Annotated in this window: 20 protein-coding genes and 1 tRNA gene; 12 read left to right on the top strand and 9 right to left on the bottom strand. The window is 61.4% G+C overall.

Annotated elements, in window-relative coordinates; translation table 11 throughout:
- The first annotated feature begins 45 nt into the window (after positions 1 to 45).
- Positions 46 to 966 (top strand): LysR family transcriptional regulator, encoded by a 921-nt coding sequence (locus tag AB8A38_RS19725; RefSeq protein WP_439087138.1) that lies wholly within the window; start codon positions 46 to 48, stop codon positions 964 to 966.
- On the opposite strand, the gene AB8A38_RS19720 is transcribed toward AB8A38_RS19725, so the two are convergent.
- Positions 963 to 2,354, bottom strand: a complete 1,392-nt coding sequence (locus tag AB8A38_RS19720) for an MFS transporter (RefSeq protein WP_439087137.1) — start codon at positions 2,352 to 2,354, stop codon at positions 963 to 965. The genes AB8A38_RS19725 and AB8A38_RS19720 overlap by 4 nt on opposite strands.
- A gap of 106 nt (positions 2,355 to 2,460) precedes the next feature.
- Between AB8A38_RS19720 and ggt the strand changes: the two genes are divergently transcribed.
- From ggt to AB8A38_RS19705, 3 genes are all read left to right on the top strand, one after another.
- Positions 2,461 to 4,206, top strand: a complete 1,746-nt coding sequence (gene ggt / locus AB8A38_RS19715; protein WP_439087136.1) for a gamma-glutamyltransferase — start codon at positions 2,461 to 2,463, stop codon at positions 4,204 to 4,206.
- A gap of 80 nt (positions 4,207 to 4,286) precedes the next feature.
- Positions 4,287 to 5,591, top strand: coding sequence for an MFS transporter (locus AB8A38_RS19710; protein WP_439087135.1), 1,305 nt, complete (start codon positions 4,287 to 4,289; stop codon positions 5,589 to 5,591).
- Entirely contained in the window at positions 5,578 to 6,477 is a 900-nt protein-coding gene (locus tag AB8A38_RS19705; RefSeq protein WP_439087134.1) for an amidohydrolase family protein, read from the top strand. The genes AB8A38_RS19710 and AB8A38_RS19705 overlap by 14 nt, the downstream gene beginning before the upstream one ends.
- Here AB8A38_RS19705 and AB8A38_RS19700 read toward each other — a convergent pair.
- Complete coding sequence (locus tag AB8A38_RS19700; RefSeq protein ID WP_439087133.1) at positions 6,474 to 7,139, bottom strand: glutathione S-transferase family protein; 666 nt, start codon at positions 7,137 to 7,139, stop codon at positions 6,474 to 6,476. The genes AB8A38_RS19705 and AB8A38_RS19700 overlap by 4 nt on opposite strands.
- Positions 7,140 to 7,247: 108 nt before the next feature.
- Between AB8A38_RS19700 and AB8A38_RS19695 the strand changes: the two genes are divergently transcribed.
- From AB8A38_RS19695 to panE, 5 genes are all read left to right on the top strand, one after another.
- On the top strand, positions 7,248 to 7,853 hold the full coding sequence (locus tag AB8A38_RS19695) for a DUF2239 family protein (RefSeq protein WP_439087132.1): 606 nt from the start codon (positions 7,248 to 7,250) through the stop codon (positions 7,851 to 7,853).
- 88 nt (positions 7,854 to 7,941) lie between these two features.
- A complete protein-coding gene (locus AB8A38_RS19690; protein WP_244499663.1) occupies positions 7,942 to 9,306 on the top strand; it encodes an MATE family efflux transporter in 1,365 nt (454 codons plus the stop codon).
- 103 nt (positions 9,307 to 9,409) lie between these two features.
- Positions 9,410 to 10,024, top strand: a complete 615-nt coding sequence (locus AB8A38_RS19685) for a 2-hydroxychromene-2-carboxylate isomerase (protein WP_315839899.1) — start codon at positions 9,410 to 9,412, stop codon at positions 10,022 to 10,024.
- A 12-nt stretch (positions 10,025 to 10,036) separates the two neighbouring features.
- The gene (locus AB8A38_RS19680; protein ID WP_439087131.1) at positions 10,037 to 10,774 is read left to right on the top strand and encodes an SDR family oxidoreductase; all 738 of its coding nucleotides are present in this window, start codon (positions 10,037 to 10,039) and stop codon (positions 10,772 to 10,774) included.
- Positions 10,775 to 10,925: 151 nt separating this feature from the next.
- Positions 10,926 to 11,849: a 2-dehydropantoate 2-reductase gene (panE, locus tag AB8A38_RS19675; protein WP_439087130.1), complete on the top strand. Its 924-nt coding sequence runs from the start codon at positions 10,926 to 10,928 to the stop codon at positions 11,847 to 11,849.
- A 54-nt stretch (positions 11,850 to 11,903) separates the two neighbouring features.
- Here the strand turns inward: panE and AB8A38_RS19670 are convergent, their stop codons facing one another.
- The 4 genes from AB8A38_RS19670 to AB8A38_RS19655 all read right to left on the bottom strand — a co-directional run bounded on the left by AB8A38_RS19670 (position 11,904) and on the right by AB8A38_RS19655 (position 14,782).
- A complete protein-coding gene (locus tag AB8A38_RS19670) occupies positions 11,904 to 12,494 on the bottom strand; it encodes a c-type cytochrome (RefSeq protein ID WP_439087129.1) in 591 nt (196 codons plus the stop codon).
- Between the two features lie 76 nt (positions 12,495 to 12,570).
- Positions 12,571 to 13,839, bottom strand: coding sequence for a PQQ-dependent sugar dehydrogenase (locus AB8A38_RS19665; protein WP_439087128.1), 1,269 nt, complete (start codon positions 13,837 to 13,839; stop codon positions 12,571 to 12,573).
- A gap of 259 nt (positions 13,840 to 14,098) precedes the next feature.
- Entirely contained in the window at positions 14,099 to 14,548 is a 450-nt protein-coding gene (locus AB8A38_RS19660; RefSeq protein ID WP_170849625.1) for a hypothetical protein, read from the bottom strand.
- A gap of 159 nt (positions 14,549 to 14,707) precedes the next feature.
- Positions 14,708 to 14,782: transfer RNA gene (locus AB8A38_RS19655), tRNA-Gly, on the bottom strand.
- A gap of 298 nt (positions 14,783 to 15,080) precedes the next feature.
- On the opposite strand from AB8A38_RS19655, the gene trxA reads away from it, so the two are divergent.
- The 3 genes from trxA to AB8A38_RS19640 are packed head-to-tail and all read left to right on the top strand — an operon-like array spanning position 15,081 to position 16,955.
- Positions 15,081 to 16,001 (top strand): thioredoxin, encoded by a 921-nt coding sequence (gene trxA, locus AB8A38_RS19650; protein ID WP_439087127.1) that lies wholly within the window; start codon positions 15,081 to 15,083, stop codon positions 15,999 to 16,001.
- 30 nt (positions 16,002 to 16,031) lie between these two features.
- Positions 16,032 to 16,706: an LON peptidase substrate-binding domain-containing protein gene (locus tag AB8A38_RS19645; RefSeq protein WP_439087126.1), complete on the top strand. Its 675-nt coding sequence runs from the start codon at positions 16,032 to 16,034 to the stop codon at positions 16,704 to 16,706.
- A gap of 48 nt (positions 16,707 to 16,754) precedes the next feature.
- Positions 16,755 to 16,955, top strand: a complete 201-nt coding sequence (locus tag AB8A38_RS19640; protein WP_068730204.1) for a Trm112 family protein — start codon at positions 16,755 to 16,757, stop codon at positions 16,953 to 16,955.
- Between the two features lie 17 nt (positions 16,956 to 16,972).
- Here the strand turns inward: AB8A38_RS19640 and AB8A38_RS19635 are convergent, their stop codons facing one another.
- The 3 genes from AB8A38_RS19635 to gstA are packed head-to-tail and all read right to left on the bottom strand — an operon-like array spanning position 16,973 to position 18,620.
- Positions 16,973 to 17,302, bottom strand: coding sequence for a DMT family transporter (locus AB8A38_RS19635; protein ID WP_439087125.1), 330 nt, complete (start codon positions 17,300 to 17,302; stop codon positions 16,973 to 16,975).
- Positions 17,299 to 17,997: a glutathione S-transferase family protein gene (locus AB8A38_RS19630; protein ID WP_439087124.1), complete on the bottom strand. Its 699-nt coding sequence runs from the start codon at positions 17,995 to 17,997 to the stop codon at positions 17,299 to 17,301. The genes AB8A38_RS19635 and AB8A38_RS19630 overlap by 4 nt, the downstream gene beginning before the upstream one ends.
- A complete protein-coding gene (gstA, locus tag AB8A38_RS19625) occupies positions 17,994 to 18,620 on the bottom strand; it encodes a glutathione transferase GstA (RefSeq protein ID WP_315839908.1) in 627 nt (208 codons plus the stop codon). Before gstA ends, AB8A38_RS19630 begins: the two co-directional genes overlap by 4 nt.
- Positions 18,621 to 18,715: the final 95 nt, after the last annotated feature.

The raw sequence follows: 18,715 nt of genomic DNA, 5'->3' as shown, positions 1-18,715 counted from the left end.
TATGCTATTAACTGACAATCTATCCCGTTCCTCACGGTCATAGCGATGAACCTGAACCGGCTGGCTTATTTCGCTGCTGTCGTTGACACAGGCTCCTTCACGCGCGCGGCAGAGCGGCTCGGCATCACCAAGGCCGTGGTGAGCCAGCAGGTGACGCAGCTCGAACAGGAGTTGCGGACGAGCCTTCTCGTCCGGACCACGCGGCGCGTCCATCCGACCGAGGCCGGCCGCATGTTTCATGCACGTTGCGTCATGATCTTGCGGGAAGCGGAGGATGCGTTCAACGAACTCACCCAAGCGGCCGCCGAGCCGACCGGCACCCTGCGCATCACCGCGCCCAACGACTACGGTATCGCAGTGGTCATTCCGGTGGTCACGGCCTTCACAAAGCGCTATCCCGGCTGCCGCGTGGAGCAGACGCTAAGCGACCAGACGATGGATCTCACCTCCGGCAAGATAGACATGGCGATCCGGGTCGGCTGGCTCGCAGATTCCAGCCTGCAGGCGCGCAAGATCGGATCCTTCCGACAATTGCTGGTCGGTGCCCCTGCATTCGCGGATCGAATCGCGGCCACCTACGATCCAAAGGATCTCGCTGCGCTGCCGTTCATTGCCAACATGGCACTGCGCGAACCGCTACTGTGTCAGTTCTCGCGCAGCGACCTCGAACGACGGACCGTGCGCATGCAGGCGAGCATGGGCATCGACACGACGCCAGGGGTACTCGCGGCAGTCAGAGCTGGTGGCGGCCTTTCGGTTTTGCCGGATTTCCTGGTGGCCGAAGATCTAGCCTCAGGGCGGCTGAGCCACGCCCTCCCGGAATGGCAGCTGCCGTCCGGCGGCATCTACACCGTTTACCCTGCAGCACAATTCCGGCCGCGCAAGGTGACCGCCTTTGTCGAAATGCTCACCGCTGCTGAGCGAAATAAGGATTCGATCGGAGATATCCCGGGACGCGCACCCTAGTCTTCCCGCACCCGTGCGAGCAGGCCGAGGCCTCCGACAAAGAACAGCACCAGCACCGCCATGCCGGCCTTCTGGCTGGCGGTGACAGCGGTGACGAGGCCGATCAGTAGCGGCCCCATGAAGGACGTTACCTTCCCTGTCAGCGCGAACAGGCCGAAGAACTGCGCGATGCGATCCTGCGGCGCCAGCCGGATCAGCAGCGTGCGCGATGCCGCCTGCAGCGGACCGCCCGCCATGCCGATCAGGCAACCCAGTGCGAGATAGGCCTTCTCCGCAGGCGCCGCGAACAGGCCGCCGCCTGGCACCGGCGGCGCGACCTTGATGAAGAAGATGGTTTCGCGATCAATCAGCAGGATCGCGATGATCGAGGTCAGCAGCAGCAGGATGCTGCCGGTGATCACACGCTTTGGTCCGAACGCATCGTCGAGTTTTCCGCCAATGAAGGCGCCGAACGTTCCGGCAATGGCCAGGATGATACCGAATGTGCCGATCTGAATCGTATTCCAGCCGAACGTGCCTGCCGCATAGATGCCGCCGAAGGCGAACAGCGATACGAGCCCGTCGGTGTAGATCATGTTGGCAATCAGGAATGCCATCATCGAACGATGCTTCGGCAATTCGCTTAGCGTGTGCCTGAGATCGGTCAAACCTGCACGCACGGCGTTACCGGGCGAAACCTTCGCAGGAAAATCCGGCGTCAGCAGAAACATCGGCAGTACGAAGACGACGAACCACAATCCCGACAGAGGTGCCGAAATACGATCGCCTTCGAAGGTCGCGGGGTCGAGGCCAAGGATCGGGACCAGGCCGAACAATGTGCGCCCCGTGGTCGGGTTCGCAGCCATGAAGCCGAGTACGATGATCAGGCTGAGGATACCTCCGACATAGCCGAGCGCCCAGCCCGAGCCGGACAGGCGACCGATTTTATCCGGCGGCACCAGCGTCGGCATCATCGCATTATTGAACACGGTGGCAAATTCCACGCCGATAGTCGCCAAGCCATAGGCAATCAGCAGCGGCAGGATGATGGCGGGATCGCCGGGCTTGCCGATCCACATGATGCAGGCGCCGATCACGAAGATCGCACCGAAGCTTGCGATCCACGGCTTGCGGCGGCCGCTCGCATCGGCAATCGCGCCAAGCATCGGCGATGCCAGCGCGATGATCAACCCGGCCGCAGCAGTGGCGAAGCCCCACAGCGATTGTCCGGTGGCCGCATCGGATGCCACGCGCGTGGCGAAATAGGGCGCGAAGACAAAGGTGGTGATGAGACTGAAGTAAGGCTGGGCCGCCCAGTCGAAAAACATCCAGCTGATCACCGCAGAGCGCGGTGGGTAGGTCTTTGGCGCCGCTGTCACAGAGGCTGATGAAGCGGCGGCGACCGCCATGCGTGGTATCCCCCGCGAATCACAGAGTGTTGTCTCGAACGTTTCACAAGCCATATAGCATTCGAGACGGCGATGCGATCATGTCCGCTGTCAGCCGGAGTGATCGATGGCACTGTTTGCTTTCCTGCGTTGTACGTGCGTCGCAGCACTCGCATTTATACTCGTCGTCCCGGCATCGACAAACGCGCAGCAGGCGCGCGACATCTATACCCCCGCACCGTCAGGCACGCTCAAACCCATCGCGGCCCAGCATGGCATGGTCGTCGCCCAGGAGAAAATCTCCGCCAAGGTGGGCGCGGATGTCATGGCGCGCGGGGGCAATGCGATCGATGCGGCCGTTGCGAGCGGTTTCGCCATGGCTGTCACCTATCCGCGCGCCGGTAATATCGGCGGTGGCGGTTTCATGGTGATTCACACAGCCTCCGGCGAAGACGTCACCATCGACTATCGCGAGACCGCGCCGGCCGCTGCCACCCGCAACATGTTTCTCGGCAGCGACGGCAAGCCGGACACCGCGAAATCTCGCGATTCCGCTTTGGGCATCGGCATCCCCGGCACGGTCGCAGGACTTGCGCTGGCGCTGGAGAAATACGGCTCGGGCAAGTTCACGTTGTCGGATCTGTTACAGCCCGCGATTGCGCTGGCGCGCGACGGCTTCATCCTGACTGACGATGGTGCGGATACACTGCCGGATTGGCACCGGCGCCTGGTGCGCTGGCCCGCGACAAAGAAGATCTTTTCGCGTGATGACGGCACCTCGCTGCGCGAGGGCGACCGGTTGATCCAGACAGACCTCGCAACAACGCTCACGGCGATTGCCGCACAGGGACCGCGCGGCTTCTATGAAGGCCCCGTTGCCGAGAAGCTGGTCAGCGGCATCAATGCAGCAGGCGGCATCTTCACGGCAGACGATCTCAAGACCTATCAGCCCGTGGTTCGTACGCCGGTCCGCGGCAGCTATCGCGGCTATGACATCATCTCAATGCCGCTGCCATCATCCGGCGGAACGGTGCTGCTGGAGACGCTGAATATTCTCGAAGGCTTTCCGATGGGCGAGATGCGGCAGGCCTCCGCACCATCGCTGCATCTGCTGGTCGAGGCCATGAAGCGTGCTTATGCAGATCGCGCGCGCTATCTGGGCGATCCCGCTTTTGTCAACGCGCCGATCGCGACGCTGACTTCCAAGGACTACGCCGCCGGGCAGCGCGCCTCGATCGATCCCAGCAAGGCAACGCCGTGGACCGATGCCCTCTCGGCCGTACCGCCGCGCGAAGGACAGAATACGACCCACTATTCGGTGGTCGACAGTGCCGGCAACGCAGTGAGCAACACCTACACACTGAACTTCAGCTATGGCGTCGGCCTGATCGCCGATAGCACCGGCGTATTGCTCAACAACGAGCTGGATGATTTCACCGCCGCGCCCGGCGCATCCAATGCCTATGGACTTGTCGGCTTCGAAGCCAACCTGCCCGGTCCCGGCAAGCGGCCGCTGTCATCGATGTCGCCGACCATCGTGCTGAAGGACGGCAAGCCGGTGCTCGTCACCGGCTCGCCCGGGGGCAGCCGCATCATCTCGACGGTGCTGCAGGTGATCGTCAATGTGATCGACTACAGAATGGATGTGATGTCGGCAGTCGCGACCTCTCGCCTGCATCACCAGTGGCTGCCTGATGAAGTTCGCATCGAACGCGGCTTCAGCGAAGAGACCCTTAATGCCCTGCGTGCCATGGGCCACAAGGTCGTCGAGCCGATGGGCCAGACATCGGCCAATTCTATTCTCGTGACACCAGACGGCTTGCTTGGTGCCCCTGATCCGCGTACGCGTGGCGCTGAGGCATCTGGGTACTGACGTCCAATGACACATCCGGTGCCCCCAGGGGCGCGCGGTGAGCGCCCCCCGAACCAAGATGACAAACGGGGGAAACAATCATGAGCAGCAACCGACCAACCGATCCCGGCGCCATCGAGCGCGCGGAGATCGAAGACACCAGCCTTCTGGCCTTCTATCGCGACATGAATCCGCCCGAGCGCCGCACATTCTGGGCCTGCGCCACAGGCTGGGCGCTCGATGGCATGGATTTCATGATCTATCCGCTGGTGATCGGCACTATCATCGTGATGTGGAACGTCGATCCCGGCACCGCCGGCCTCGCCGGCACAGTGACACTGCTCGCATCCGCCATCGGCGGCTGGCTCGGCGGTTATCTTGCCGACCGTATCGGCCGCGTCCGCACGCTGCAGCTCACAATCCTCTGGTTCTCGTTCTTCTCGCTGATCTGTGCCTTCGTGCAGAACTTCGATCAGCTGCTGGTGGCGCGTGCGCTGCTCGGCATCGGCTTTGGCGGTGAATGGGCCGCAGGCGCCGTGTTGATGGGCGAAGCCATCCGTCCGCAATATCGCGGCCGTGCTGTCGGCTCGGTGCAATCCGGCTGGGCAATCGGCTGGGGTCTCGCGGTGCTGTCACAAGCGGTCCTGTTCTCATGGCTCCCACCAGAGACGGCGTGGCGCTGGATGTTCGCCATCGGCGCACTGCCGGCTTTGCTGGTGCTGTATCTGCGCCGCTACGTCGAAGAGCCGGTCATCGCCGCGGAAACCCGCGCCAGGCAGAACGCCAGCGGCGATCGGCCCAAGCTCAGCGAAATCTTTGCCGGCCCGATGCTGAAGACCACGATCCTTGCGTCGCTCGCTGCGACCGGTTGCCAGGGTGGCTATTACGCCATCACCTTCTGGGTGCCGCGCTTCCTCACCACCGAGCGCAAGCTGTCGATCGTCTCATCGACCGGCTATCTCTCGGCGCTGATCGTCGGCTCCTTCATCGGCTATCTCGTCGGCGCCTGGCTCGCCGACCGCATCGGTCGCCGCAACCTGTTCCTGACCTTCTCGCTCGGCGCCATCGCAGTCATCCTGATCTACACACAGGTGAGGCTCACCAACGAAGTGCTGTGGATCCTCGGCTTCCCGCTCGGCTTCTTTGCGTCGGGCTACTTCTCCGGCATGGGCGCGTTCCTCACGGAGCTCTATCCAACACGTCTGCGCGGATCTGGTCAGGGCTTCTGCTACAATTTCGGCCGTGGCATCGGCGCTCTGTTCCCGTTCCTGGTCGGCGCTCTGTCCAATACCACCAGCCTCGGCAATGCCATCGCGATCTTCGCAGTGCTGGCTTACGGCCTGTTCTTCCTTGCAGCCTATGCGTTGCCTGAAACCCGCGGACGTATTCTCTATGCAGACGCCTGATTCATCCCCGAGCGAACCCCGGGCTTGCCCGGGGCCGCAGCCGACCCAGCGCAGCGCGACACGGTTCACCGTGCCGCGGGGTGCCGTTGATACGCATGCCCATGTGATCGGCTTGCCGCCGGACTATCCGTTCGTCGCCGGGCGCAGCTACACGCCGCCGGAAGCCACGGCGGCGTCTTATCTATCGATGCTCGATGCAACCGGCATGACTTACGGCGTACTGACGCAAGTCAGCGTGCATGGCACGGACAATCGCTTGCTGGTGGATGCACTCACCGCCAATCCTCAGCGGCTGCGCGGCATCGCCGTGATCGGACTAGATTGCCCCGAGAAGGAGAAGGCCGCGCTGAAAGAAGCCGGCGGCGTCGGCCTCCGGCTCAACGTGCTTTATGGCGGCGGGATGGGTTTCGCGCAGCTTGAGGACTATGCGTCGCTCTGCCGCGAGATGGGCTGGCATCTGCAATTCCTGATCGATGCCAAGGATATTCCGGCTCTCGCCTCACGCTTTGCGAAACTGCCGGTGCCATTCCTCGTTGACCACATGGGACACTTCCCGACCTCACGCGGCATCAAAGATCCGGGCTTCGACGCTCTGGTCGGCCTCGTGCGCGACGGCGCATGGGTGCGGCTGTCCGGCGCTTATCGCACCAGCATCCAGGGTGGGCCGCCTTATAGCGATACGATTCCGTTCGCGCAGAAGCTGGTCGCCGCCAATCCGGATCGTTGCATCTGGGGCTCGGACTGGCCGCATGTGGCAAACTGGGACGTGATGATGGGCGTGAGCGAGCTGCTCGACCTGCTAGCAGAGTGGGTGCCGGATGAGGCAACGCGGAATCGTATCCTCACGAACAATCCGCAGAAGCTGTTCGGCTTCCCCGCGGTCTAACGTCCTACCGAATACGGCCCGCCTTTCTCCAGCGCGCGCTGATAGGCGGGCCGCGCGTGGATCTTCGCGAGCCATGCCATCGCCTTCGGATGGCCATGCTCCAATCCGGCGCGGGCCGAGGCAGCTTCGAGCGGGAAGCTCATCTGGATATCGGCGGCGGTGAATTCGTTGCCGGCGAACCATTCGCTTTTCGACAGTTCGCCTTCCCAAAACGCCATGTGCTGTTTGAGCTGCGGATCGACCAACGTGTTCAGCGCTTTCGCTGCGATGGCATTGACCACCGGGCGCATCAGCAACGGCGCGCGCTTCGGCAGCATCATGAAGATGAGCTTCAACAGTAGCGGCGGCATCGCCGATCCCTCGGCATAGTGCAGCCAGTAAGTGAAGCGCAGACGCTCCGGTGTGTTGTCGGCCGGGATCAACCAGCCATTGCCATAGGTCTTGACGAGATATTCGACGATCGCACCGGACTCGGCGATCGTGTTGCCGTTGTCGGTGATGACAGGCGACTTGCCGAGCGGATGGATCGCCCGCAGCTCCGGCGGCGCCAGCATGTTGGGCTGCCGGTTATATCTGATGATCTCATAGGGGGTGCCGAGCTCCTCAAGCAGCCACAGGACGCGCTGGGAGCGCGAGTTATTCAGGTGATGGACAGTGAGCATGGCGATCCTTCGCGGCTGGCACGCCTAATTATTGCCCGGGTAATATTGACACATATATTATCCGGGTATAATTAGTGTCGATCTTGATGATGAGACGGGCTTATTCCCATGACTGAAATGACTTTTCCTCCCTTTAGCGCCTTTGCCGGCCCGAAGCTGCTGGCTTCTGGGCCATTGGCCGAGGTGGCGATCGCAATCAAGATCGCGACCGGCGCAATCGCCGACCCGATCATCATTTTCGACAACGCCACCGGCAAGTCCCTCGATATCAATCTGCGCGGCAGTCATCGCGAGATCGTCGCTCGCCTGCCCCAGCCAATAGCCATCGAGCCGGAAACCGACGCACCCGCTGAGCCCCGTGGCCGTGGCCGGCCGAAGCTCGGCGTCGTCGCCCGCGAGATAACGCTATTGCCGCGACACTGGGATTGGCTCGGCGCACAGCCGGGCGGTGCCTCAGTCGCGCTGCGCAAGCTGGTAGAAAATGCCCGCCGCGCGAGCGGCGACAGGGATCGTCAACGCGCCGCGCGCGATGCGGCCTATCACTTCATGTCGACAATGGCCGGCGATCGGCCGGGCTTCGAGGAAGCGTCGCGCGCGCTGTTTGCCGGCGATCGACGGCGCTTCACCGAACTCATCGCGGATTGGCCAGTCGATATCCGCGATCACATCGTAATACTCGCATTTCGTGATCAGGCCGCCGCTCCACCGGCCTGATCGCCCGGCCCCATCGACCACCACAACACCGTGCGCATCAACGCGCGCTAACGGACCGTTATGTCTTCGTGCCAACCGAGAACCCGCTATGTCTGAGCCTTTGCCGATGACACCGCGTCCTTTGTGGAGGACGTTTCTCACCTTCCTTGCACCGATGATGCTGAGCAATATTCTGCAATCGCTATTCGGCACCATCAACAGCATCTATGTCGGCCAGATGATCGGCGTCGATGCGCTCGCGGCGGCATCGGTGTTCTTTCCGGTAATGTTTTTCTTCATCTCCTTCGTCGTGGGATTGGGAGCGGGCGCGTCGGTGCTGATTGGCCAGGCCTGGGGCGCGGGCGAGCGCCACAAGGTAAAGGCGGTGGCCGGCACGACCCTCGCTGTCGCTCTTCTGCTAGCGGTCATCATCGCGGTGTTCGGCGGCCTGTTGAGCCGACCAATGATGGTTGCGCTTGCGACACCGGCGGATGTTCTCGACCAGGCCAGCGCCTATGCCCGGATCATGATGCTGGCGATGCCGGCGACCTTCATCTTCATTCTGATGACATCGATGATGCGCGGCGTCGGCGACACCGTGACGCCGCTATGGGCGCTGGCACTATCCACATTCATAGGCCTCACCGTCACACCGGCGCTGATCCAGGGCTGGTTCGGCCTGCCGCGGCTTGGCGTGGCCAGCGCTGCCTGCGCCGCGGCCGCGTCGAGCGCGTTCACGCTGCTCTGGCTCGCCATGTACCTGCGCCGCAAGAAACACGCGCTCGCGCCCGACGCGGAGTTCCTGCGCAGAATACGGCTTGACCCCGCGCTGCTGCGTAAGGTGTTGCGGATCGGTATCCCTTCTGCGATCGGCATGGCCGTAATGTCGGTCGCCGAACTTGTGCTGCTCGGCCTCGTCAACGGCTTCGGCTCCAACGCGACCGCCGCTTATGGCGCGGTCAACCAGATTTTGAGCTATGTACAGTTTCCGGCCATTTCGATCTCGATTACGGCCTCGATCTTCGGCGCGCAGGCCATCGGCCGCGGCCAGGCCGACCGGCTCGGCGCCATCGTCCGCACCGGATTGCTGATGAACCTCGTCCTGACCGGCGGACTGGTGGCGATCGCCTACCTGTTCTCCCGCACCCTCATGAGCTTTTTCATTGTCGATCCGGCGGTCCTCGAACTCGCACAGCGGTCGCTTCACATTGTACTGTGGAGTTCGGTCCTGTTCGGCATGGCCACAACATTCTCCGGAATGATGCGTGCCAGCGGAACGGTATTCGCACCATTGGCGCTTCTGGTTTTCGCCATCGTTGCCATCGAGGTGCCCTCGGCTGTCATCCTCAGCCGCACTATCGGTCTCGATGGCGTCTGGGCCGCCTACCCTATCACCTTCTGCGCCATGTTTGTTCTGCAGATGAGCTATTACATGCTGGTGTGGCGCAAACGGACCGTGCAGCGTCTGATCTGACACTGTGTGTCGTCAAGCCATAGCATTACGGTCATCATAAAAGATGTGGACGCATCGCACGTGCTGCGCCACACTGCGCCCAATAAAAATTCGGGAGACCGCCTTGACCAAGACGTCGCCACAATTCCTGTTCGATTTCGGCAGCCCCAACGCCTATCTCAGCCATCTGGCGATCCCGGCGATCGAAGCGCGCACCGGCGTGACATTCGAATACGTCCCGGTGCTGCTGGGGGGCATCTTCAAGGCCACCAACAATCGCTCGCCGGCCGAGACCTATGCCGGCGTCAAGAACAAGCGTGAATTTCATGAGCTCGAGACCGAGCGCTTCGTGAAGCGTTTCGGCGTCAAGCCCTACACGATGAATCCGTTCTTTCCGGTCAACACACTGAACCTGATGCGCGTCGCCATCGCGGCACAGCTTGACGGCGTGTTCGAGAAATACGTCGAGGCGGCATTCCATCATATGTGGGGTGAGCCAAAGAAGATGGACGACCCCGAAGTGGCCATCAAAGCGCTCACCGACTCGGGTCTCGATGGCGCAAGATTGTTCGCACGCGGACAGGAGCCCGAGGTGAAGGCGGTTCTGGTGGCGAACACACAGACCGCCGTCGAGCGCGGCGCCTTCGGCTCGCCGACCTTCTTCGTGGGTAACGAGATGTTCTTCGGCAAGGAGCAGCTGCGTGAAGTCGAGGAACTGATCACCGGCGCCAGCAAGTAACGGGAGAGTTTCATGCAGAAGCGCAACGCCACTGTCGCTGTCATCGGAGCCGGGGACTATATCGGCGCCGAGATCGCCAAGAAATTTGCTGCCGAAGGTTTCACGGTGTTCGCCGGGCGCCGCAACGGCGACAAGCTGGCGCCTTTGGTGGCGGAGATTGAGGCCATGGGTGGCACGATCGTGGCGCGCTCGCTGGATGCCCGCAAGGAAGACGAGATCGCCGCCTTCCTCGATGACGCCGATGCGCATGCGCCATTGGAGGTCTGCATCTTCAATGTCGGCGCCAATGTGAATTTCCCGATCCTGGAGACGACCGAGCGGGTATTTCGCAAGGTCTGGGAGATGGCCTGCTATTCCGGCTTCCTGGCCGGACGCGAAGCTGCGCGGCTGATGATGCCGCGTGGCCAGGGCAACATCTTTTTCACTGGCGCCACCGCGAGCTTGCGTGGCGGCAGTGGCTTTGCCGCTTTTGCATCAGCCAAATTCGGATTGCGTGCAGTAGCTCAGGCGATGGCCCGCGAACTCGGACCGAAGAACATCCATGTCGCCCATCTGATCATCGACAGCGGCGTCGACACCGCCTGGGTACGCGAGCGCCGCGAGCAGATGTGGGGCAAGGACGCGCTGAACAATCCCGATTTATTGATGCCACCGGCATCGGTCGCTCAGTCATACTGGCAGCTCTATCAGCAGCCGCGGAGCGCCTGGACGTTCGAGCTGGAGATCCGCCCGTTCGGAGAGAAGTGGTAGTCCGCTCACACCACAGCCGTCATTGCGAGGAGCCCTTGCGACGAAGCAATCCAGCCCTGCATCGATAAGGAACTGGATTGCTTCGCTTCGCTCGCAATGACGGGCTACTGTTTGACAGCTTCACGTTCCAATCCAACATGGACTCATCCCAATGCGTATTCTCGTGGTCGGCGCCGGTGCCATCGGCGGCTATTTCGGCGGCAGGCTGTTGCAGGCCGGTAATGACATCACCTTTCTCGTCCGCCCAAAGCGCGCCAGCGAATTGGCGAGCGCCGGCCTCGTCATCAAGAGCCCGCATGGCGACGTGACCCTGAAGAATCCACCCACCGTGCAGGCCGACACGATCAAGGAGAAATTCGATGTCGTGCTGCTGAGCTGCAAGGCCTTCGACCTCGACGACGCCATCGCGTCCTTTGCACCCGCGGTTGGGCCGAATACGGCGATCATTCCGCTGCTCAACGGCATGAAGCATCTCGACGTACTGGAGAAGAAGTTCGGCGCCGAGAACGTCATGGGCGGCCAATGCCAGATCGCAGCGACGCTCAACGAGGCGCGTGAGGTCGTCCAGATGGCGCCGATGCAGGTGCTCAGCTTCGGCGAACGCAAGGGCGGCGGTTCAGATCGCGTGAAGGCGATCGCCGCCGTCATGGCGACCGGCAACTTTGGAGGCACAGCCTCCGAGAATATCATGCAGGATATGTGGGAGAAGTGGGTGTTCCTGGCGACGATTGCCGGCTCGACCAGCGCCATGCGCGGCGCTGTCGGCGATATCGTGGCAGCCCCCGGCGGCCGCGACTTCATCCTCGGCGTGCGCGATGAAATGAGCGCTGTCGCCAAGGCCAATGGTTTCGCACCGCGGGCAGCGTTCCTGGAACGCACCGAGGGCATGCTGACGGCAGAAGGATCGAAGATGACCGCCTCGATGTATCGCGACATCCTCAACAAGGCGCAGATCGAGGCCGACCAGATCGTCGGAGATGTCATCGCCCGCGCCGATGCCGCCAAGGTCGCCGTGCCGCGACTGCGGATGATCTATACGCATCTCAAGGTGTATGAACATCAGCGAGTAGCGTAAGCATCACCATGTAGCCCGGATCAAGCCAATCGCAATCCGAGCTACGGATTTCCTTCATAGATGCGCCAGATAATGCGCCAGCGCGGTGATCTCTTCTTCACTGAGCGAATAGGCAACCTCGGCCATCGCTGCCATGCCGCCACCGGCGCGGACGCCGGACTTGTAGTCACGCAGCGCCTTGACGAGATAGTCCTCGCGCTGTCCGGCGATGCGCGACACCGCCTTCGTGCCGCCATAACTTTCCGTGTGACACGATGCACAGCGACGGCCGACCGCCGCCTGCGCGCCCTTGGCCGACAAATCCGGATTGTCATCGGGCTTCTTGCCCTCCGGCGGTTTCAGCGACGCGAAATAGGCGCCGAGATTGCGGATATCGTTGTTGTCGATCTGCTCCAAGATAGGCTGCATCTGTTCGTTCTTGCGCGTGCCCGAGCGGAAGAACACCAGCTGCCACTGGATAAACAGATCCGGCTGTGCGGCGAGCGAAGGGACGTTCTCCATTTGCGAAATGCCGTTTTCGCCGTGACAGCCGCTGCAGAGCTCGGCCTTCTCCTTGCCCGCGGCGATATCGGCGGCATCAGCCGGACTGGACCCAGAACCAAGAACTAGAAAGACAAGAACAGCCGCGATTGTAGAACGATGCATGAGCCACATTCCCATTCCAGAATACATGAGGCTGGAGCTGCGGATGACACAACTCCAGCCTCACGCAATTCGCGACTTACTTCGCGTAGCTGATGCGATAGATTGCGCCTGCCCAATCGTCGGCAATCAGCAGCGATCCATCCTTGGCCAGGACGATATCGGCCGGGCGGCCGAGATAACCCTGGTCACCCTCGATCCAGCCGGAGGCGAAGATCTCCTGCTTGGCGTTCTTCCCATCCGGCCCGGCGATCACACGCTTGATACGTGCGCCCTGATACTTGTGCCGATTCCACGAGCCATGCTCGGCAATGAAGATGTTGTTCTTGTATTCGGCAGGAAACATGTTGCCGGTGTAGAACTTCATCCCCAGGGGTGCGACATGGGCGCCGAGATTCAGCACCGGCGGCGTGAATTCGGAGCACTTGTGACCCATGGCGAATTTCGGATCCGGCATGTCGCCTTGATGGCAATGCGGATAACCGAAATGCTCGCCAAGCTTCGAGATCATGTTGAGCTTGTCGCTCGGCATATCGTCGCTGATCCAGTCGCGCGCATTTTCGGTGAACCAGTATTTGCCGGTGCGGGGATCGACGTCACCGCCCACAGAGTTGCGAACGCCGAGCGCTACGATTTCGGCATTGCCGGTCTTGGGATCGACACGGCGGATCTGCGACAGCGAGGTCGGCGGAATGCCGATATTGAAGGGAGGTCCGAACGGAACGTAGAACCAGCCGTCTTTGTCGGGCGCGAGATACTTCCAGCCATGCGCCGCGAATGACGGCATATCGTCATAGACCACCTTGCCGTCACCGAGCTTGTCGATATTTGCCTCGGCATTCTCGTATTTGATCAGCTTGTTGATATCGATCACATAGAGCGCACCGTCCTGGAAGGCGATGCCCGTCGGCATCTTCATGCCCTTGATGACAGTCTTGACCTCTTTCTTGCCGCCCTTGTCGGTGATCGCATAGACGTTGCCGAGGCCGAACGAGCCGACAAAGAGCGTGCCTTTATCGCCCCAGGCCATCTGCCGCGCCGCCAGCACGCCGGATGCATAGACCTCGATCTTGAATCCCGGCGGCAGCTTGATCTTCTTCATCATGGCTGCGAGTTCGGCGTCGGACGCACCGGTCGGCGGACCCGACGGCGGCGCCAGCCCTTTCTGTGCCTCGGTCTCGTCGCCGAGGAACCAGTCGTCCGGCGGATTAGTCCAGAATTCCTTGGTATCGGATTTGTAGCTCTTGAGCTTCTGCTGTGCGCTCGCTTGATTGAGCGAGGCCATGCCGATCGCCGTAGCGAGGATGGCGGCGCACGCAACAACGGATCGACCAGTCATCGATTTCATCGCGTCACTCCCTGTGCAGCTTATTGCGGCTGCTATGTCTTATTGAACGTTCGATACGAACTTTATTGGTCTGTGATTTTCTCAGACAGTGAGATGCTAGCACAAATGTCGCAGCTGAAAAGCGCAACTAACGCTCGCGCAAACGAAAGAGGTCGCCATCACGACGACATCCTGAAAAGAAATTTTGAGAGCTAGTTCCAGTAGCATGATGCAATTGGCGCATCGCACCGCATCATCGCACGATCACTGCTACGTTTTTTTAAAGGCTGCCCTTGGTGAGATAGCGCCAGGCAACGGCCAGCAAGATCAACCCGATGAAGATCAGCGCTACCGGCAGCTTCTTCTTTTCGCGCGGGGGCGGTGGCGTGTTGGGCTTGATCCGGCGAAAAGGCGTGACGTTGTTATTGTTGTCGTCGGGCATTGGTCTTGATCTCGAAGCCGTCTTGATGATGGGCGCGATGCCGGTGCCGCCCATGCGGGAATAATAGCTGCGGTAGACAGTCTGGATGGTGGCTTCGGCCGCGGCTGGCTCGGATTGTTTGCCACGCGCCAGCAGCGCGAGATAGCCCGCGTAGAATGTCTGGGCTTCCTGCGGCAGCGCGTCGAGGCTTTTCAGCTTCGCCATCATCACCCAGGTCGCAAAATCCGCCCGCGCCTCGTCATTGGCACGCTTGGCAATTTCCAGATTGGAATCAGTGGTCGACGGCATCGTCAGTCTCGTACCCGCTTCGCCCGTGGATTGTCTGCCCAACGCCCGATGATTTCAAGCGATGCGGGGCGGATCTGCGTGCCTGCGGATCACAAACGACAAGGCCGCCTGACGGCGGCCTGCGATCGATAAAACTGATGCCAAAAACCAGGAAAATTCTGGAGCGGGCGAAGGGATTCGAACCCTCGACCCCGACCTTGGCAAGGTCGTGCTCTACCACTGAGCTACACCCGCATCCGAGAAGACAGGCGGCGATTGCTCGCCGCCGACGCGCAGACCTATGCCAAATGCCGGTGGCGAATGCAACAGTTAGACTGCATCTCGGATCGCGGCGAGTTAATCGCGGTTTATGGCCCTTTGAGCCTGATTCTGCCCGGAAAATGGGTCAAAACAACCAAATGTCGCCTCCGGGGTCGAATCGGCCCCTGCCGGACCGATTTCACCGGATTGCAAATTACTGTCACCAACGCCATTTAATCGCTCAGGCCATGCTAGAAGCAGCCAAATTTTTCAGACATCGAGCGAGGTTCACGTGACCATCATGGAACAGGGCGGCGCCGCGACGCCGCAGGCAGCAACCGCTCTCATCAAGGACACGACCACCCGCACATTCGTGCAGGACGTCATCGAGGAATCCAAGCGCCAGCCGGTCCTGATCGACTTCTGGGCGCCTTGGTGTGGTCCGTGCCGTCAGCTGACTCCTGTCATCGAAAAAGCCGTGACCGCCGCCAAGGGCAAGGTGAAGCTGGTCAAGATGAACATCGATGAGAATCCGGAGATTCCCGGCCAGATGGGCATCCAGTCGATCCCCGCCGTGATCGCCTTCGTCAACGGCCAGCCGGCCGATGGCTTCATGGGTGCGGTTCCAGAGAGCCAGGTCAATGCGTTCATCGACAAGCTGACAGCTGGCATGCCCGGCGCCGAGCCCACGGCAGCGGAATTGCTTCAGGAGGCTGAAGCGATTCTGGCTGAAGGCGATCCGGCGACCGCCGCCTCGATCTATGGCGAAGTGATTGCCGCCGATGCCGGCAATATCGCCGCCATTGCTGGCCTTGCCCGCTGTTACGTCGAGACCGGCGCCATCGAGCAGGCCAAGCAGACTCTTGAGCTCGTCCCGGTCGCGAAGCGTGAGGACGCTGCGGTCAAGGCCGTGCAGGCCAAGATCGACCTGGTCGAACAGGCCAGCGCGCTCGGTCCGGTCACCGAACTGGAACAGAAGGTCGCGGCGAATCCGCTCGACCATCAAGCCCGCTTCGACCTTGCGATCGCGCTCAATGCCGGCAACCAGCGCAGCGAGGCCACCGGTCATCTGCTCGAAATCGTCAAGCGTGACCGCAAATGGGACGACGACGGCGCCCGCAAGCAATTGATCCAGCTCTTCGACGCCTGGGGACCGACGGATGAGGCCACCGTTGACGGTCGCAGGCGGTTATCGACTATCCTGTTCTCGTAATTCTCCTCGCGTGACGAATCGGAACCGGACATGCCCATCAATGCCGACTATCGCGGGCCTGCCGAACTTCCCGAGGTGATCCCGGTCTTTCCGTTACCGGGTGCACTGCTCCTGCCGCGTGGCCAGATGCCGCTGAACATTTTCGAGCAGCGTTATCTGGCGATGATCGACGATTCGCTTCGCGACGGGCACCGGCTGATTGGCATGATCCAGCCCGACGCAGCGCATTCGCCCGATGAGGCCAGACCGGCACTGTTCAAAGTCGGCTGTGTCGGGCGCATCACCCAGCTCGCCGAATCCGGTGACGGCCGCTACATCCTCGAACTGACCGGCGTTTCCCGTTTCGAGGTGGTGCAGGAACTCTCGGTGCTGACCGCGTACCGGCAGTGCAAGGTCGACTACTTCCCCTTCATCGACGATTTTACCGCACGCAAAGGCGAAGATGATGTCGATCGGACCGCGCTGCTCGCGGTACTCAACGACTTCCTCAAGGCCAACAACCTGAAAGTGGATTGGGAAGGCATCGACAAGGCCCCCAATGAGGCCCTGGTGAACGCGCTGGCGATGATGTCGCCCTATGGTCCGCCCGAGAAGCAGGCGATGCTCGAAGCGCCCGATCTCAAGACCCGCGCCGAGATCCTGATCGCTGTCACTGAAATGGATCTGGCCAAGAAGCGCACCAGCGGCGACCCACCGCTGCAGTAATTCTGATAAATAACCATGATCCACGACCGCATCACCGGAGCGCACCCCATGACCACACCGCCAATCGAGCGCGCCGAAAGCACCGTCGACGCCAAGCTGCTCGAAATTCTGGTGTGCCCGCTGACCAAGGGCCAACTCGAATTCGATGCCGCCCGCCAGGAGCTGATCTCGCGCCAGGCCAAGCTCGCTTATCCGATCCGTGATGGCATTCCGATCATGCTGCCGGAAGAAGCGCGGAAGATCGACTAAATTTCTGATGTAGCGGCTCATGCCGGCGCAAATCTCAGGGCGACGATGCCCGCGACGATGAGCGCAACCCCACCGCCACGCAGCAGACTCATCGATTCGCCAAACAGCACGCTTCCGAACAAGACCGTCCCGGCTGCACCGATCCCGACCCATACCGCGTAGGCGGACCCCACCGGCAAAACCTCCAGAACCCGACCGAGCAGATAGACGAACGCGGCGAGGAAAATCAGCGACAGGATGGTCCAGCCCGGTCGGGTGTAACCCGCGGCATATTTCATCGAGATCGCCCACCCCACGTCCAGAAGCCCGGCCACGATCAGCAGCAGCCATGCGACACCCTGGCTCATGCTGCGATCTTGAGAAGATGAGCGTCCCGTTCAGTGAGGAATGCACGCAGCCGGTCGGCGTAGTCAGTCGTCACGGCGTTCGCTACGCTCGGACGCCCGCGTAACGCTGCGCGCCATGCCCGAACCTTGGGTGTCTGGGCGAAGACTTCCGTGTCAGCGATGGTATCGAACACATCGAAGTAGCGGAAGATCGGCGCGTAAACCGCATCGACCATGCTGAAGTGCTGCCCCGCGAAAAACGGCGCTGCGGTTAGCACGTCCTCGATGCGACCGAATTTTCCCGCCAACATCTTCCGCTTCGTTTCGTAGCCGTTCGCTTCGGTGGCCGTCTCGAATCCCCACAAATCGGCGAGGATGGACGAGCCGAACTCGATCCAGCCACGGTGCCCGGCTCGTTCGAGCGGATCGGATGGGTGAAGCCGCACGCCTGTCTGCGTCTCTTCGAGATATTCGCAGATCACCGCGCTCTCGAAGATCGCGGCGGTGTCATTGCCGTCGCGCCGGACAAGCAGAAGCGGAACCTTGCCCAGCGGTGAGATCGCATGAAACCAGTCCGGCTTGTGCGCGAGATCGATATAGCGCCGTTCGAAATGGACGCCCTTTTCGGGAAGCACGATGGCCGCTCGCTGCACGTAAGGGCAGAGATGATGACTGACGAGCGTCAGTGCTGGCGCGCCTGGCTGATCCACGGTCATGCGCTCACCTTTATTCTCTCGGCGCGCATGGCCTGCTGCACGGCGGGCCGCGCTTCGACGCGGGCCATGAAGTCGCGCAGATGCGGAAAGTTGGACAGATCCACCTTGGTGAAGTTGGACCACCCGACGATCGTGAACAGATAGGCGTCGGCCACTGTGAAGCTTTCTCCGAGCAGGAACGGCCGGCCCGCCGCCAGATGGCGTTCGACGGACGCCAGCCGCTCTGCGATCTTTGCGCGTGCAACATCTCCCGCCTGCGCGCCATATTCGGGGTGAAACAGCCACGGGCTGAACATCTTGTGGAGTTCGGTAGCAATGAAGTTGAGCCAGGATTGCAGCTCAACGCGTTGCGGTGTGCCGGCAGGCGGCGCCAGCCCGCTTTCGGGTTTGAGGTCCGCAAGGTATTGAACGATCGCGGTGCCCTCGGTCAGCACTGTGCCGTCATCGAGCGCCAGCGCCGGCACATAACCGTTCGGGTTCACCGCCGAATAGTCGCTACCCGCCTCGGTGACATGGGGCGACTTCCGGATATCCACCCGCACGAGTTCAAACGGAATACCGGCTTCGTTCGCAGCAATGTGCGGCGAGAGCGAGCAGGTACCGGTGGCGTAATAGAGTTTCATGGCTGGATCTTTCATTGCATCCGTCGTGGGTTCGCTATCGCACGAGCAAGGTAGCGTCCGCGCAGGCGCAAGTCCCATTGGCATTTCGCCAGCGA

The sequence above is a fragment of the Tardiphaga sp. 839_C3_N1_4 genome (assembly GCF_051811045.1).
In the GTDB taxonomy this organism is placed as follows: domain Bacteria; phylum Pseudomonadota; class Alphaproteobacteria; order Rhizobiales; family Xanthobacteraceae; genus Tardiphaga.
This window is presented reverse-complemented; position numbering and strand designations above follow the sequence as displayed.